Raw genomic sequence first — 15598 nt, forward strand, 5'->3', positions numbered from 1 at the left:
CGGGTTAGCCGTGCTGGGCCAAGGATGGCCCATCACGGCGGCCCACGGATTCAAGCCGGAGTGAGGGCACACCGAGCATTAGCGAGGTGCCGAGTGGTGGGGCGGGGACCTTTTGGTTACTTTTGGGTCCTTCCAAAAGTGACCCGCTGTAAGAGCGGAACCCATTTCAGCCATCACCCAAATAACGGATATTCACGCCCTCACTCAACCCATCAACCGCCGAACCACCGCCAACCCAACCTCCTGAGTCGACCCCTGCCCCCCCAAATCCGGCGTAATCGGCCCCGACGCAATCACCTCCTCTATCGCCCGCAAAATCCCGTCATGCGCCGCCCGGTACCGCCCATCCCCCTGCCCCAGAAAATCCAGCATCAACGCCCCCGACCAAATCATCGCAATCGGATTCGCAATATTGCGCCCTGCAATATCCGGCGCCGAACCATGCACCGGCTCAAACAACGAGGGGAACCGCCGCTCAGGGTCCAGGTTCGCCGAAGGCGCTATCCCAATCGTCCCCGCACACGCCGGGCCAAGGTCAGAAAGAATGTCCCCGAACAAATTCGACGCCACCACCACATCAAACCGATCCGGCTGCAACACAAACCGCGCGCACAAAATGTCGATGTGCTGCTTGTCCCACACCACATCCGGATAGTTCGCCGCCATCAACGCCGTGCGCTCGTCCCAGTACGGCATGCTGATTGAAATCCCGTTGGACTTGGTCGCCGCCGTCAAACGCTTACGCGGCCGGGTTTGAGCCAGCTCGAAGGCGAATTTCAGAATGCGGTCGACGCCGCGTCGGGTGAACACCGACTCTTGCAGCACAAACTCATGGTCGGTGCCTTCGAACATCTTGCCGCCGACCGACGAATATTCGCCCTCGGTGTTTTCGCGGATCACCACAAAGTCGATGTCCCCAGGCTTGCGCCCGGCCAGCGGGCATGGCACGCCAGGAAACAAGCGCACCGGACGGATATTCACGTACTGGTCAAAGTCGCGGCGAAACTTGAGCAGCGAACCCCACAAGGAAATATGGTCCGGCACTTTTTCCGGCCAGCCCACGGCGCCGAAGTAAATGGCGTCGAAGCCCTTGAGCTGTTCAAACCAGTCATCGGGCATCATCTGCCCGTGTTCCAGGTAATAGTCGCAGTGGGCCCAGTCGAGTATTTCAATGCTCAGGTTCAGGTCCCAGGTTTTCGCAGCCTGTTCCAGCACCCGCAGCCCTTCGGGCAATACTTCCTTGCCAATGCCATCACCGGCAATCGCGGCGATTCTGAATGCTTTGCTCATCGATCGTGCCTCGCGAGATTCAGTTCAACCCGCCGATGTGGAAGGCTTTGACTTCAAGGTATTCGTCCAGGCCGTACTTGCTGCCTTCGCGACCGAGGCCCGACTGTTTGATGCCGCCAAAGGGCGCGACTTCCATCGAGATGATCCCGGTATTGAGCCCGACCATGCCGAACTCCAACGCTTCGCCAAAGCGCCACGAGCGCTTGAGGTCCTGGGTGAAATAGTAGGCGCCCAGGCCGTACGGGGTGGCGTTGGCCAGGGCCAGCGCCTCGGCTTCATCGGTAAATCGCATCAGCGGCGCCACCGGGCCGAAGGTTTCTTCGTTGGCGAGCAACATGCCGGCATGGGCTTCACCCAACACGGTGGGTTGCACGAACTGGCTGTCGCCCGCAGGCAGCGCGCCGCACAACAGGCGAGCGCCCTGGCTCAGGGCGTCGTCGATATGGCGCGCGACCTTGCTGACAGCAGCAGGGTTGATCAGCGGGCCAATGGTCACGCCTGCCTCCAGGCCGTTACCGACATTGAGCTTGCCCACCTCTTCCACCAGGCGCGCGGCGAAACGTTCATAAATACCCGCCTGCACTAAAATCCGGTTGGCGCACACGCAGGTTTGCCCGGCGTTGCGAAACTTGCTGAGCATCACGCCGGCCACCGCCTGTTCCAGGTCGGCGTCGTCAAACACGATAAACGGTGCGTTGCCGCCCAGCTCCAGGCTCAGGCGCTTGATGTGCTCGGCGCTTTGGCGCATCAGCAGGCGGCCGACGGCGGTGGAGCCGGTGAAGGAGATTTTGCGCACCGCCGGGTTGCCGGTCAGCTCTGCGCCGATGCCGGCAGGCAGCCCGGTAAGCACATTGAACACACCCGCCGGGATGCCAACGCGCTCGGCCAGTACCGCCAGCGCCAGGGCCGACAGCGGCGTCAGGTCGGACGGTTTGACGATGATCGGGCAACCGGCGGCCAGCGCGGGTGCGCACTTGCGGGTGATCATCGCGTTGGGGAAATTCCACGGGGTGATGGCAGCGCACACACCCACCGGTTGTTTGAGGGTCAGCAGGCGACGGTCGCCGCTTGGCGCCGGCATGGTTTCGCCGTAGACACGGCGTGCTTCCTCGGCGAACCATTTGACGAAACCGGCACCGTAGCGAATTTCGCCTTTGGCCTCGCTCAGCGGTTTGCCCTGTTCACAGGTCATGATCAGCGCCAGGTCGTCGAGGTTGTCGATCATTGCCTGGTACCAGCGCTCCAGCAGCGCGGCACGCTCCGCCGCAGGGCGTGCGCGCCAGGCGGGCCAGGCACGTTCGGCGGCCTCGATGGCGGCGCGGGTGTCCAGCGCATCCATCGACGGCACTTGAGCGAGCAACTGGCCGGTGGCGGGATCACGTACATCCAGGGTAGCGCCGCTGTCGGCGGCGATCCACTGGCCATCCACATAGGCGAGTTCAGCCAGCAGGCTGGGGTCTTGCAAGCGATTCTTGAGCATGGTCGAGTCCTGATCCGAGACATACCCAAGTCTAGGGAGGTGCTGCGAACGAGGATGCCGAAAGCGCGGTTGAAGCAGCGTGCCGTGCTGAAATTCAGCCCAGGACGGCAGGCTCTGCTACGCCTTCAATGAGCCCAGCAAGCCCTGCAAAAATCGCTCGCCGGCGTCCATCTGGCTGATGTCGACAAACTCGTCCGGCTTGTGCGCCTGCTCGATGGAACCTGGCCCGCACACCACCACCGGCACATCCAGGCGCTGCTTGAACAGGCCGCCTTCGGTGCCGAACGAAACCTTTGAGGTGCCCGTGTCCGGCGCGGCAAATTGTTTGAGGAAACGCACCGCTTCGACACTTGGGTGCGTGTCGAGGCCGGGGTAGACGTTAACCGTCTCGATGTCGATGGCGGCCACGCTGGACAACTTCTGCGCCTCGCGCACGATGATCTCGGCCCGCTCGCGCATCTGCTCAAGGAACTGATCCAGGTCGTCCGCCGGCAGGTTACGCACCTCGAAATCCAGGGTGCACAGGTTGGGCACGATGTTCAGCGCCTTGCCGCCGACAATCTGGCCGACATGCACGGTGCTGTAGGGCACGTCGTAGTCATTGTCCTGGGCGCCGTGGCGTTGCAACTGTTGCTGGCTCTCGCGCAGGGCGCTAATAAAGTCGCACGCGACATGGATCGCGTTGACCGAACGCGGCGCCAGCGAGGAATGCGCTTCCAGGCCTCGGCAATAGGTGCGGTACGAGCCCTTGCCTTTGTGGCCCAACACGAACTGCATGTTTGTCGGTTCGCCGACCATGCACAAAAACGGGCGCACCGGCGCCAGGTGCAGCACGTCGAGCAAACGCCGCACGCCGACGCAGCCGATTTCCTCATCATGGGACAGCGCCAGTTGCAGCGGGCGGTTGAGCGTGTGATCGGCGGCGTCGAGCATGGCGTCGATGGCCAGGGCAATAAAGCCCTTCATGTCGCAACTACCGCGCCCGTAGATACGCCCGTCCTGCACGGTGGCGGCAAAGGCTGGAAAGGTCCACGCCTGGCCCGCCGCCGGCACCACGTCGGTGTGCCCGGACAACAAAATACCCGGCTGATCGCGCGGACCGGTGCTGGCGAACAGGTTGGCTTTCTTGCCGCTGGGGTCTTTGACGATCAGCGACTCGATGCCCTTGCTCAGCAGCAGGTCGCGCACGTAGTCGATCAGGGCCATGTTGGGCTCCGATGACACGGTTTCGAAGGCCATCAGCCGTTTTAGAATCTCGAGGACGCGGGGTTTCATGAGGCCTGGCTCCGTTGTGCAGCGCTAGGGGCAAACCGGGTGATGGAAAAGGCATCGATGGGCGTGCTGGTGCTGCCGGTGCTGAGCAGTTCAGCCATCACATCGCCAACGCCGGGGCCGAGCTGGAAGCCGTGGCCGCAAAAACCGAAGGCATAAAACAGCCCGTCGACAGTGCCACTGGCGCCCATGATCGGCAACGAGTCCGGCAGGTAGCCTTCGATGCCGCTCCACACGCGGATGATGCTGAGGTTGCCGACGCCCGGCAGCAGGCGGCGCATCTGGTTGATCTGGTTGAGGATGCTGCGCGGCTCGACCTGAGCGCGGCGGGTGTGCATGTCGGGTTTGCTGCGATAACCCCCGCCAATCACGATATTGCCCCGGGGAATCTGGCGGAAGTAAATCACCTCCTCCGGGATCTTGGTGTACACGCCGATCACGGTCGGCAAGGCGTAGGGCACCGGCTCAGTCACCGCCATCTGCGGGCCGTGGGTGTCCAGCGGCACTGGCTCGCCGAACTGTGCCGAGAGTTTCTGGCCCCAGGCACCGGCGGTGATCAGTAACTGCGCGGCCTGAAATTCGCGGCCGTCGGTGGTGGTGACATGAAAATCCCCGCCGGCTTTGTGTACCCCGGCCACCTCTGTGCGCTCTTCGATGCGCGCGCCAAGGCGCCTCGCCGCGCGCGCAAACGCGGGTGCCGCCAGGCGCGGGTTGGCGTGGCCATCGTGGGGCGCGTAGGAGCCGCCCTTGACGTCCGGGCCAAGGAAGCCGAAACGTTGGCGCAGCTCGTCGCCGCGATAGATTTTCAAATCCAGTTGCGCCGCTTCGGGCGCAGCGGCGTAGGCCTCGAGTTCAGCGATTTCGTCCTCGCGATAACACACGCGCATGTGCCCGCTGGCGATGAATTCGAGGTCATCGTCGATCAACTCCGGCAGGCGTTTCCACAGCGCCCACGAGCGGTTGGCCAGGGCCAGTTGCCCCAGAAAACGCCCTTGCCGGCGCACGTTGCCAAAGTTCACACCGCTGGCGTATTGGCCAATCTGGTCACGCTCAAGCAGGATCACCGACTGTCCGCGACGCCGCAGGAAAAACGCGGCGGCCGAGCCCATCAGGCCGCCACCGACGATCACTACATCAGCTTTCTGTACGCTCATGGCGAAACCTCCTCGGTCAGCATCGACAAGGGTTTAACCGGTGCCTGGCCGCGCTGGCGACCGACCTCTTGCACGTGCACGCCTGCGGCGGCGGCAATCACTTCGGCACCCGCCTGGGAGCAATACCGCCCCTGACAGCGGCCCATGCCCACCCGGCTGAACGCCTTGGCGCGGTTGACTTCGCAGGCGCCCTTCTCGTTGACGGTGCGGCGCAATTCACCGGCGCTGATCATCTCGCAGCGGCACACGATGGCGCTGTCCGGCAATGCCTTGGCTTGCTCGCTGGGCCAGGGGAACGCCTCGGCCAGGCCCAGGCGAAATTGATCCATCACTGCCAGCGCTTGCTGTTGTTGATCACGCAACACGCTGTCCACCGGCTGCTTCAAATCTTCAAGCAGGGCCAACGCCACCAGGCGCCCGGCGTGTTCGGCAGCATCCGCACCGCGAATTTTCGAACCGTCGCCGGCCGCATACACGCCCTTCACCGAGGTGCGCCCGGCCTCATCGGTGGCCAGCCACCATTGGCTGGAGGCGTGATCAAACGCCATGGCGCACCCGGCCAGGTCGCCCAGTTGGGTTTCCGGGCGCAAGTGGTAACCCAGCGCCACCGCATCGGCCTGCACCGTCCTGGCCCGCCCGCTGCCCGTGCTGAACCGCACGCCCATCACGCCATTGGCTGCGTCGCCCATGATGTGCAGCGGCTTGATCCCCAGGTGCACCGCGACCCTGGCCCGGTACAGTTGCGCCAGCAGTTTGATCCCGGTGAACAGCAAACCGGGCCGCGCCAGCAGCTTGGGCAAGGCCTTGATGCGCAGGCTCAACGGCGATGTATCAAGCACCGCCGCCACGTCGGCACCGGCTTTGACGTATTGGCTGGCGACCAGATACAGCAATGGCCCGCTGCCCATGAACACCACGCGATGGCCGATCGACACGGCCTGATTTTTCAAGGCAATTTGCGCCCCGCCCAGGCTGTAGGTACCTGCCAGTTGCCAGCCCTCGATGGGCATCAAGCGGTCGGTGGCGCCGGTGCAGAGGATCAGCGCGTCGTAATCCACTGTGCTGTGGCGGCCCTGGCTCGCGCAGCACAACTGGCCCGGCGTGAGGTTCCACACCAGGGTGTCGGGGCGGTAGTCGATGGCGCCGCGCAGGCGGTCGAAACTCTGGTGCAGGTGCTGGGCCTTGGCGGCTTCAGTGCCGTACAAGGTGGTGTAATCGCGGGTAAAGCCGTCAGGCTGGCGACGGTAGATCTGCCCGCCGTCGCGGCGGTTTTCATCGATAAGGATCGGTTTGATACCGGCCGCCAGCAAGGTTTCGGCGCAGCGAACCCCCGCCGGCCCGGCGCCCACAATGACTACCCGTGCAGTGGCCATGTCGCCTCCGGTTGTGTGGTAACAATGTCCAGGCCCTCGCGGACCTCATTGGAACAGGCGCGCAGGCGTTCGCCGCTGCGGGTCCATACCCAGCAATCCTGGCACGCGCCCATCAGGCAAAAACCGGCGCGGCGCCCGCTGTCGAACTCCGATTGGCGCAGCGCATTGCCGTGGGTCAGCACGGCGACCATCAGGGTATCGCCCTGCAACGCCTGGATGGGTGCGCCATCCACGGTCAGGCTGACCGTCGGCCGGCCCTGTTCGGCCAGCCTCACAAAACGCCCCTTCATGCATAGGCTCCCAAAGTCATGGTCGTGACGCCCTGCTGGGTTTTCAGCAAGCGGGCGCTGTCGTGGTGGCAGAGGATTTCACTGCCGTTGTCGAGGGTGCGGCGGCTTGGCGCGGTGCGATTGCACAGGCCGTCGACGCGCACCGGGCAGCGATCGAGAAAGGTACACAACTCCAGCACGTTGGCCCGCTCGCCGAGCGTCGGCAGTGTGGCGCAGGTGGTGCCGCAGCTTTCCAGCCAGCCCTGGCGCAATTCAGGTACTGAGTGGATCAGCAGGTCGGTATACGGATGGAACGGCGGCTCGGCAAACGACTGGCGGCTGCCGGCCTGCACCTTGTGGCCGCTGTACATCACCACAATGTCATCGCACAGCGCGCGCACGGTGGAGATGTCGTGGCTGATAAACAGGTAGGACACGCCCAGTTGCTGGCGCAGGTCGCGCAGCAGTTCGAGGATCGCCGCGCCGACCACCGTGTCGAGGGCCGAGGTGACTTCATCGCACAGGATCAAATCGGGCTTGGCCGCCAGTGCGCGGGCCAGGTTGACGCGCTGTTTTTGCCCGCCGGAAAGTTCATTAGGGCGGCGTTCAGCCAAGTTGCGCGGCAGGCGCACCAGGTCGAGCAGTTCGCCAATGCGCGCCTGTAGCGCCGCGCCTTTAAGGCCGAAGTACATTTTCAGCGGGCGGCTGAGAATAGTCGCCACGCTGTGCATGGGGTTAAGGGCGGTGTCGGCGTTCTGAAACACCATCTGGATGCGCCGGAATTGTTCCGGGGTGCGCTCGGGCAGGCTGCCGCCCAGCGGCTGGCCGTCAAACGTCAGCCCGCCGAGGGCTGGGGTCAGCAACCCGGCCACCACACGCGCCAGGGTGGATTTGCCGGAGCCCGACTCACCGATCACGCCGATGGCCTGGCCACGCCGCACGGTCAGGTCGATGTCTTCCAGCACCCGAATGGCGGGCATGCCGTGCATGTTCTTGTTGCCGTAGCCGGCGGTGAGGCCGCTGATGGTCAGCAGCGGCACGTCTTCGGCAATTCCGCAGGGCGGGCGAATGTTGGTGTCCGGTCGCGCGGCGGCCAGCAGGCTGCGGGTGTAGTCGTGGGCGGGGTTCTTCAGCAGCGGCGCGGTGGCGCTCTGTTCGAGGATCTGCCCGCCGTTGAGCACCACAATCTGGTCGGCCATTTGCGCGACCACGGCCAAGTCGTGGGACACATAAACAGCCGTTGCGCCACGTTCACGCACCACGCGTTTGAATGCACGCAGCACATCGATTTGGGTGGTCACGTCTAGCGCCGTGGTCGGTTCATCCAGCACCACCAGCAAGGGATCGCTGATCAGCGCCATCGCCGCCATCACCCGTTGCAGTTGCCCGCCGGAGACTTGGTGCGGGTAGCGTCGGCCAATGCGCTCGGGGTTGGGCAAGGCCAGGTCACGGAACAAGCCGATGGCCTTGGCTTCCAGCTCGGCCCGCGTGCCCAGGCCATGAATCAACGCGCCCTCCACCACTTGGTCAAGGAGCTTTTTGGCCGGGTTAAAGGCAGCGGCGGCGCTTTGGGCGATGTAGGACACGCGATTACCGCGCAGGCCCTGCAGTTGCTTTTCGCTCAAGGCGAGCATGTCGTGTTCGCCGACCTGCACCACCCCGCCGGCCAATCGACAGCCACGCCGTGCGTAGCCCAGCAGCGCCAGGGCGATGGTGGTCTTGCCCGAGCCGGACTCGCCGATCAACGCCAGCACTTCACCCTTTTCCAGGGAAAAGCTCACGCCTTTGACGATTTCCACTTCGCCGCGCTCATCGCCAGCAACGACGCGCAGGTTTTCGACGCGAATCAATTCGCTCATTTCAATGGCCTCCCGTGCGTCGACTACGTCGTGAAGACAGGTAGTCGATCAACAGATTCACGCCGATGGTCAGCGTGCCAATGGCCAGCGCCGGAATGATGATGGCCAGCGCGCCCTGGTTGAGGCCGCCGATATTTTCCCGCACCAGCGAGCCGAGGTCGGCATCGGGCGGTTGCACGCCGAGGCCGAGAAAACTCATGCCACTGAGCAACAACACGATGTAGCCGAAGCGCAGGCCCAGGTCAGTCAAGACCGGGTTGAGCATATTCGGCAGGATTTCCATACACGCCACGTACAAACGGCCTTCGCCGCGAGTGCGCGCCACCTGTACGTATTCCAGTGCCTCAATGTTCACCGCCATGCTGCGGGCCACGCGGAACGAGCCCGGGATGTAACTGATGACGGCGGTGCAGATCAGCAAGGTGACGGACGAACCAAAGGCGGAGACCATGATCAATGCGAGCATTTTGCTCGGGATCGAAATAAAGGCGTCCATGATGCGGCTGATGATTTCGTCCAGCCATTTGGGCGATACCACCGACAACAGCGCACAGCCGGTGCCGAAGGTACTGGCCAACAACGCCGCGACCAGCGCCAGCCCAACCGTAAACCGTGCGCCCACCAACACGCGGCTGAGCATGTCGCGGCCCAGGTAATCGGTGCCGAAAGGGTGCGTAAGGCTGAAGCCTTCGAAGATGTTATCGGACACCACTTCACCCACCGGGTGCGGCGCCAGCCAGGGGCCGAACAGCGCCACCAGCAACCACACCACGCACACCACGGCGCCGAGCAGGCCCAGCCATGACGGGCCGCTGGAGACTTTGGCGAGTGCCAGGGCGGACGACAGAGGCTTGGATTTCGCAATGAGGTTGTTCATTGGTTTCTCAGCCTCGGGTTGGACAGGATTGCGCACAGGTCGGCGAGCAGCACCAACCCCAGGTAGGCCGCGCAGAACAACATGGTGCACGCTTGCACCAGCGCCATGTCGCGGTTGGTCACGGCATCGACCATCAAGCTGGCGATGCCGGGGTAGTTGAAGATGGTTTCGACAATCACCACCCCGCCCAACAGGTACGACAGGCTCAGGGCGATGGCGTTGGCAATCGGCCCGATGGCGTTGGGCAAGGCATGGCGCAGCACGATGCGTATCGGGCTGACACCTTTGAGCCGTGCCATTTCCACATAGGGGCTGTCGAGTTGGTCGATCACGGCGGCGCGGGTCATGCGCGCCATTTGCGCGACGATCACGCAGCACAGCGTCATCACCGGCAACGCGTAGGTGCGCAGAAATTGCAGCGGTGAGGTGATGTCACTGGCGTAAGACAGTGCTGACAGCCAGCCGAGGTTGACCGCAAAAATCAGCACCGCCAGGGTTGCCACCAGAAACTCCGGCACCGCGACCATCGCCAGGGTGATAAAGCTCAGGCAACTGTCGATGCGCCCGCCCCGGCCCATGGCCGAACCGATACCGAGTATCAACGCCACCGGCACCGACACCAGCGCTGTAGCGCCGGCCAGCATCAGGGTGTTGGGCACCCTGCCCGCCATCAATTCACCCACCGGCATGGCGTTGGACACCGACACGCCCAAGTCGCCAGTGAGCAGGCTCATCAGCCAGTGCAAATACCGCAACACACCGGGTTGGTCCAACCCCAGCTTCAGGCGCAATGCCGCCACCTGTTCCGGGGTCGCGAACTGGCCGAGGGATTGTTGCGCCGCGTCCCCCGGCAGCACGGCCGTGATCGCAAACACGACCATGGACACTATCAACAAAGTCACGACCCCGGCGCCGAAGCGCCGGCCGATCAACCACAGTGTATTGCTATTCATCGCGCTGCCCTCCTCAAGCGTCCAGCCACACCTGCTCGGCGAACATGTAGCCCATGAAACCGCCCAACGGGTTGGTGTCGTAGCCTTTGACGCGCTGGTCGACGCCGTCAATGTTGCTGATGAACACCGGCACGCCGATACCGCAGTGGTCGTGCACCAGGGTCTGCATGTCGGCGTACATTTTGGCGCGCTTGGCGTCATCGGTTTCGCCACGGGCGAGCATCAGCAGTTGGTCGAACTGATCGTTCTGCCAGCCGGACTCGTTCCACGGCGCCTTGGACTGGAAGAACTGCGAGAACATCACGTCGGCGTTCGGCCGCGGGTTGATGTTGCCGAAGCTCAGCGGGTGCTTCATCCAGTGGTTGGACCAATAGCCGTCTGCGGGCAGGCGGTTGACGTCAAGCTTGAGCCCGGCCTCTTTCGCCGATTGCTGCAACAGCACCGCAATGTCCACGGAACCGGTCGCCGCAGGCGACGCCATGAGCGGCATGGTGATGCTTTCCATACCGGCTTTTTTCAACAGGAATTTGGCTTTTTCCGGGTCATAGACCGTCTGCGGCAAGTCGGTGTTGAAGTAGCGGGAACCCGGCGCAATCGGGTGATCATTGCCGACCACGGCGAACCCGCGAAACACGGCGGACTTGACCTGTTCGCGGTCCAGCAGCAGCTTCATGGCCTGGGTGAATTCCGGGCTTTTGCCTGGCAACTGGTCCTGGCGAATAATCAAGTCAGTGTAGTTGCCCGACGGCGCGTCGACGACCCGGTGCTTGGCACTCTTGCCAATACGATCGGTAGAGCGCGGGTTGACCTCGTTGATCATGTGCACGTCGCCCGAGAGCAGTGCATTGACCCGCGACGGTTCGTCGGCAATCGCGATGAATTCGATTTCGTCGAGGTACGGCAGGCCCGGTTTCCAGTAGTTCTTGTTGCGCACGGCAATCGAGCGCACGCCCGGCTTGAATTCCCCTACGGTAAACGGCCCGGTGCCGATGCCTTTGTTGAAGTCGGTGGTGCCCTCGGGGACGATCAGCAGGTGCGACACCGCCAGGATCGACGGCAGTTCGGCGTTGGGCGCGCTGAGGCGAATCTGCACTTCGTTCGGCCCGCTGGCCTTGACCTCGACGATTTGCTCCATCAACGGCATGACTTTCGAGCCGGTGAGCGGGTCTTTGTGCCGGTTGAGTGAGAACACCACGTCGGCGGCGCTCAGGGCCTTGCCATTGTGGAAGGTCACGCCTTTGCGCAACGTGATGGTCCAGAGGGTGGCGTCGACGTTGTCGATACGCTCGGCCAGCTCCAGCTGCGGCACCAGGTGCTTATCAAAACGCGTCAGGCCGTTGTAGAACATGTAATGGCGCGCATAGTCGGTCGACAGCGCGCCCTTGGCCGGGTCCAGCGTATCGGCGGTGGAGCTGGACATGCCGGCGACACGGATCTTGCCGCCTGGCTTGCCTTTGCCTTCAGCGGCCGCTTCGTCAGCGAACAATTTGCCCGCGCTGCCGAACAGGCTGCCGGCACCGGCGGCGGCCACACCGGCAACGCCGAGCATTTGCAGGGCATTGCGGCGTGACATGCCACGGTTGAGACTTTCGAAGACCCGCAGGCTTTCCTGGCCGGAAATGAGCTCGGGTGTGTTTTTGTTATCAGTCATATCAAGGCTACCTGTCGATAATCGGAAGAATCGAGTGCTCACGGATGTCCGGAGCGTACTGGAAACGCAAACGACGGTGACGCAACAACGGCAACTCAGTGCAGATAGTCCTGGAACCGGTAATAGGCGCCCACGAACGGCAGGAACCAGGGTTTGCCGAAATGCCCGGGAATAGCCGGCCACTCGAGTTCACGCCACGGGTTGGCGGCGGCATTGCCCGCCATGACCTCGGCCATCACTTGCCCCATGTGCACCGACATCTGCACGCCATGGCCGCTGTAGCCCATGGAGTGGAATACCCCGTCGTGCTGGCCGGCGCGCGGCAAGCGGTCGGACGTCATGTCCACCAGGCCGCCCCAGCAGTAGTCGATTTTCACGTGCGCCAACTGCGGGAACATGTTCAGCATCGCGGCCTGCAGCACCTTGCCGCTCTTGGCATCGGAGACGCTGTCGGACATCGCAAACCGCGCACGCCCGCCAAACAGCAGGCGATTGTCCGGGGTCAGGCGAAAGTAGTTGCCGATCATGCGGCTGGTTACATAGGCGCGCCGCTGGGGCAGCAATTGGTCGATGAGTGCCTGAGGCAATACTTCGGTGGCGATGACAAAGCTGCCAACCGGCACGATCCGCCGGCGATACCAACCCAGGTCGCCATGCTGGCAAGCACCGGTCGCCAGCAACACTTGACCGGCGTGCAGCGAACCCCTGGCGGTATTGACGTGATAGCCGCCCGCCTGGGCCTTCCAGTCTTTGACCTCGGTGTGTTCGTAGATCATCGCGCCACGCCGTGCCGCGGCTTCTGCCAGCCCCACACCAAAACGCCCGACGTGCATCTGCACGCCGTTACGTTGCAGCAAACCACCATGGAATTGCGCCGAGCGCACCTCTGCGCGGGTTTGCTCGGCGCTGAGCAACTCGACGTCGGCATCGACCTCCTGCCGAATCAACTCGCAGGTTCGAGCCAGGCCCTCGTAATGCAGGGGCTTGGCCGCCAGTTTGAGCTTGCCATTGCGCACCAGGTCACAGGCAATCGCTTCCTGCTCCACCAGCGAAACCACCGTTTGCACCGCGTTTTCATAGGCCTGGTAATAAGCGCGGGCCTTGTCGGCACCGAGGCTGGCGTACAAGCCGGCGTAGTCTTGGGCCACCCCGGTGTTGCACTGCCCACCGTTGCGCCCCGAGGCTTCGCCTATCACTCGCCCGGCGTCCAGCACCACCACGCTGGCGCCTTTAAGCGCCAGGGCGCGAGCCGCCGCGAGGCCGGTGAACCCACCGCCGACCACAGCCACGTCGACCTGCTTGGGCAAGTCGCCCAGCTGCGCACCGGTGAATGCCGGTGCAGTGTCGAGCCAATAGGATTCACTGCCCATGTCTTACTCCCAGGTGTGCTGTTACAGACCGACCAATGCTGGCAACCCACCGATGTCGGTGATCTGCTGGTAGCCGTAAAACGCGTTGGCCGGTACTTCGTGACCACGGGCAACGAACGCCTTGTGCTTGATCTTCATGTCATGCGCTGGCATCAGGTCATAACGGAAGCTGGAAGACACATGCAAGATGTCTTCCGGACCGCACCCGAGGTTGTCGAGCATGAATTCAAACGCCGCCAGACGCGGTTTGTAGGCTTGGGCCTGTTGGGCGGTGAAGACCTTGTGGAAAGGCGCGCCGAGCTTGTCGACGTTGGACATGATTTGACTGTCCATGGCATTGGAGAAAATCACCAGCGGAATTTTGTCGGCAATTTTCGACAGGCCCGCCGGTACATCGGCATGCGGGCCCCACGTTGGCACGGCGTCGTAATACAGCTGGCCTTCTTCGCGATAGTCGATACCCCAACGCTTGCATGTGCGGGCCAGGGCGGTCTTGAGGATTTCATCGTATGGGCGCCAGTCGCCCATGACCTGGTCGAGGCGGTAGGCGGAAAAGTCTTTGACGAACTGGTCCATGTGCTCGGGAGTGATGCGGTCTGCGAAGAGTTCGCGGGTCATGGTGCCCATATGGAAGTTGGTCAGCGTGCCGTAGCAATCGAACGTAATGAATTTGGGACGAAGAAAGCTCATTGAGTGCGGTCCTGAAGTCAGTTGAAGGTGACAAGCGTTCGCTGCCCTGGCGGCGCGTCGGCCTCGTTGCAGCACAGCTTCATTACACCACTGTGAAATCAGCATATGACGTCTAAAACGACCTGCACTCAATACAAACCACCGTTTTGGTGGCTGGCCTCAGCAGAGTTTGCGGTGCGCGCCAGGCTTGGGCAGAGCCTTTGTTTGTGCGCTTTTACGGGGCTTTTGCGGTGGGAAGGCTTAAGGATAAGGGTTCGCGGCGGCAGAACCTGTGGGGCGCGATACAGCAGCGCAAGCACAACCTGCGCCGTCGAAAAAAGCGCCTGGCATTTGCTACCGGCCCATCCCCGAAATTAAGCAGTAACTATGGCCTTCCACCCCTCTGCCCACCAAATCTACCGAATCACCCGCGCCCTATTGCCAGCCCTGAATGCAGGTGCGATACAGGCATTAATGTGACCTGCACCCCTTGCCCACACTGCACTCCGGAGCCTCGCCATGTCCGCACTGCCACACCCCGCTTATGTCTACCGTCCGATGACCCGCGCCGACCTGCCGGCCGCCCATGCGTTGTCGGTGCAGCTTAAATGGCCGCATCGCCTGGAAGACTGGGCCATGCTGCAGCGCGTCAGCGACGGTTTCGTAGTGCTGGACGGCGAGCGTCTGATCGGCAGCGCGTTCACCTGCCCCCAGGGCGACTACGCAACCATTGGCCTGGTGATCGTCAGCAATGATTACCAGGGCCAGGGAATCGGTCGCCGGCTAATGGAACACGCGCTTGAGGCGTGCCAGTCGCGTACGCCACTTCTCAACGCGACCCTCGCCGGTGCGCCGCTGTATGCCAGCCAAGGGTTTGTCGAATTCGGACGGGTGCAACAGCATCAAGGGCAGGCGCAGGTACCGGCCTTGCCGGACCTGGGTGAAGGTGAAACCTGCCGAGCGTTGCACGCCGATGATCACACCGCCCTGCTCGCGCTCGCCAAGGCCGCCAGCGGCCTGGACCGCAGCGAGGTCCTGCGCGACCTGCAGGTGGAGCATGCCGTGGGTATTGAGCGCGATGGCCAGTTACGCGGCTTCGCATTGCTGCGCCCGTTTGGGCGTGGGCGCTGCATCGGCCCGGTAGTCGCCGAGGACCTGAACCAGGCCAAACACCTGATTGGCGTGTTACTGGCGCAGGTGCCGGATGCCTTTGTTCGCATCGACATTCCTGCCGATTGCGGCCTCAGCGACTGGCTCGAACACAACGGCCTCAAACACATCGACACCGTCGCGCAAATGGCCCTGGGCAAACCGCCTCAGGCCAGCGGCGGTGTTCACCCGTTTGCCCTGATCACCCAAGCAATCAGCTGACTGTTCATCC

At 63.0% G+C, this 15598-nt stretch carries 13 protein-coding genes; 1 reads left to right on the forward strand and 12 read right to left on the reverse strand.

What is annotated here, in order from left to right; genetic code table 11:
* Positions 1 to 204: 204 nt before the first annotated feature.
* The 12 genes from Q7C20_RS10620 to Q7C20_RS10675 form a co-directional block, all read right to left on the reverse strand.
* Positions 205 to 1290, reverse strand: coding sequence for a tartrate dehydrogenase (locus Q7C20_RS10620; RefSeq protein WP_375067192.1), 1086 nt, complete (start codon positions 1288 to 1290; stop codon positions 205 to 207).
* A 19-nt stretch (positions 1291 to 1309) separates the two neighbouring features.
* Positions 1310 to 2770 (reverse strand): NAD-dependent succinate-semialdehyde dehydrogenase, encoded by a 1461-nt coding sequence (locus Q7C20_RS10625; protein WP_375067194.1) that lies wholly within the window; start codon positions 2768 to 2770, stop codon positions 1310 to 1312.
* Positions 2771 to 2887: 117 nt separating this feature from the next.
* Positions 2888 to 4045, reverse strand: a complete 1158-nt coding sequence (argE, locus tag Q7C20_RS10630) for an acetylornithine deacetylase (RefSeq protein WP_375067196.1) — start codon at positions 4043 to 4045, stop codon at positions 2888 to 2890.
* Complete coding sequence (locus tag Q7C20_RS10635) at positions 4042 to 5196, reverse strand: FAD-binding oxidoreductase (protein ID WP_348055268.1); 1155 nt, start codon at positions 5194 to 5196, stop codon at positions 4042 to 4044. The genes argE and Q7C20_RS10635 overlap by 4 nt, the downstream gene beginning before the upstream one ends.
* Positions 5193 to 6569: an FAD-dependent oxidoreductase gene (locus Q7C20_RS10640; RefSeq protein ID WP_375067198.1), complete on the reverse strand. Its 1377-nt coding sequence runs from the start codon at positions 6567 to 6569 to the stop codon at positions 5193 to 5195. Before Q7C20_RS10640 ends, Q7C20_RS10635 begins: the two co-directional genes overlap by 4 nt.
* The gene (locus Q7C20_RS10645; RefSeq protein ID WP_348055272.1) at positions 6551 to 6859 is read right to left on the reverse strand and encodes a (2Fe-2S)-binding protein; all 309 of its coding nucleotides are present in this window, start codon (positions 6857 to 6859) and stop codon (positions 6551 to 6553) included. Before Q7C20_RS10645 ends, Q7C20_RS10640 begins: the two co-directional genes overlap by 19 nt.
* Entirely contained in the window at positions 6856 to 8697 is a 1842-nt protein-coding gene (locus Q7C20_RS10650; protein ID WP_375067201.1) for an ABC transporter ATP-binding protein, read from the reverse strand. The genes Q7C20_RS10645 and Q7C20_RS10650 overlap by 4 nt, the downstream gene beginning before the upstream one ends.
* Position 8698: 1 nt before the next feature.
* Positions 8699 to 9574, reverse strand: a complete 876-nt coding sequence (locus tag Q7C20_RS10655) for an ABC transporter permease (protein WP_348055276.1) — start codon at positions 9572 to 9574, stop codon at positions 8699 to 8701.
* Complete coding sequence (locus tag Q7C20_RS10660) at positions 9571 to 10527, reverse strand: ABC transporter permease (protein ID WP_348055278.1); 957 nt, start codon at positions 10525 to 10527, stop codon at positions 9571 to 9573. The genes Q7C20_RS10655 and Q7C20_RS10660 overlap by 4 nt, the downstream gene beginning before the upstream one ends.
* 13 nt (positions 10528 to 10540) lie before the next feature.
* Positions 10541 to 12178, reverse strand: coding sequence for an ABC transporter substrate-binding protein (locus Q7C20_RS10665; protein ID WP_348055280.1), 1638 nt, complete (start codon positions 12176 to 12178; stop codon positions 10541 to 10543).
* Between the two features lie 95 nt (positions 12179 to 12273).
* Positions 12274 to 13548, reverse strand: coding sequence for an NAD(P)/FAD-dependent oxidoreductase (locus tag Q7C20_RS10670; RefSeq protein WP_375067204.1), 1275 nt, complete (start codon positions 13546 to 13548; stop codon positions 12274 to 12276).
* Between the two features lie 21 nt (positions 13549 to 13569).
* Positions 13570 to 14238: a haloacid dehalogenase type II gene (locus Q7C20_RS10675; RefSeq protein ID WP_348055284.1), complete on the reverse strand. Its 669-nt coding sequence runs from the start codon at positions 14236 to 14238 to the stop codon at positions 13570 to 13572.
* A gap of 498 nt (positions 14239 to 14736) precedes the next feature.
* Here Q7C20_RS10675 and Q7C20_RS10680 point away from each other — a divergent pair, with 498 nt between their 5' ends.
* A complete protein-coding gene (locus tag Q7C20_RS10680; RefSeq protein ID WP_375067207.1) occupies positions 14737 to 15588 on the forward strand; it encodes a GNAT family N-acetyltransferase in 852 nt (283 codons plus the stop codon).
* Positions 15589 to 15598 lie beyond the last annotated feature (10 nt).

Source organism: Pseudomonas sp. AMR01 (assembly GCF_041946035.1).
Taxonomy (GTDB): domain Bacteria; phylum Pseudomonadota; class Gammaproteobacteria; order Pseudomonadales; family Pseudomonadaceae; genus Aquipseudomonas; species Aquipseudomonas antarctica_B.

Excerpts from the sequence above, each read along its gene's own strand:
- Q7C20_RS10680 (WP_375067207.1), top strand. The coding sequence starts at position 14,737 with ATGTCCGCACTGCCACACCCCGCTTATGTCTACCGTCCGATGACCCGC.
- Q7C20_RS10640 (WP_375067198.1), bottom strand. The coding sequence starts at position 6,569 with ATGGCCACTGCACGGGTAGTCATTGTGGGCGCCGGGCCGGCGGGGGTT.
- Q7C20_RS10655 (WP_348055276.1), bottom strand. The coding sequence starts at position 9,574 with ATGAACAACCTCATTGCGAAATCCAAGCCTCTGTCGTCCGCCCTGGCA.
- Q7C20_RS10650 (WP_375067201.1), bottom strand. The coding sequence starts at position 8,697 with ATGAGCGAATTGATTCGCGTCGAAAACCTGCGCGTCGTTGCTGGCGAT.
- Q7C20_RS10625 (WP_375067194.1), bottom strand. The coding sequence starts at position 2,770 with ATGCTCAAGAATCGCTTGCAAGACCCCAGCCTGCTGGCTGAACTCGCC.
- Q7C20_RS10635 (WP_348055268.1), bottom strand. The coding sequence starts at position 5,196 with ATGAGCGTACAGAAAGCTGATGTAGTGATCGTCGGTGGCGGCCTGATG.
- argE (WP_375067196.1), bottom strand. The coding sequence starts at position 4,045 with ATGAAACCCCGCGTCCTCGAGATTCTAAAACGGCTGATGGCCTTCGAA.
- Q7C20_RS10645 (WP_348055272.1), bottom strand. The coding sequence starts at position 6,859 with ATGAAGGGGCGTTTTGTGAGGCTGGCCGAACAGGGCCGGCCGACGGTC.
- Q7C20_RS10660 (WP_348055278.1), bottom strand. The coding sequence starts at position 10,527 with ATGAATAGCAATACACTGTGGTTGATCGGCCGGCGCTTCGGCGCCGGG.
- Q7C20_RS10665 (WP_348055280.1), bottom strand. The coding sequence starts at position 12,178 with ATGACTGATAACAAAAACACACCCGAGCTCATTTCCGGCCAGGAAAGC.
- Q7C20_RS10670 (WP_375067204.1), bottom strand. The coding sequence starts at position 13,548 with ATGGGCAGTGAATCCTATTGGCTCGACACTGCACCGGCATTCACCGGT.
- Q7C20_RS10620 (WP_375067192.1), bottom strand. The coding sequence starts at position 1,290 with ATGAGCAAAGCATTCAGAATCGCCGCGATTGCCGGTGATGGCATTGGC.
- Q7C20_RS10675 (WP_348055284.1), bottom strand. The coding sequence starts at position 14,238 with ATGAGCTTTCTTCGTCCCAAATTCATTACGTTCGATTGCTACGGCACG.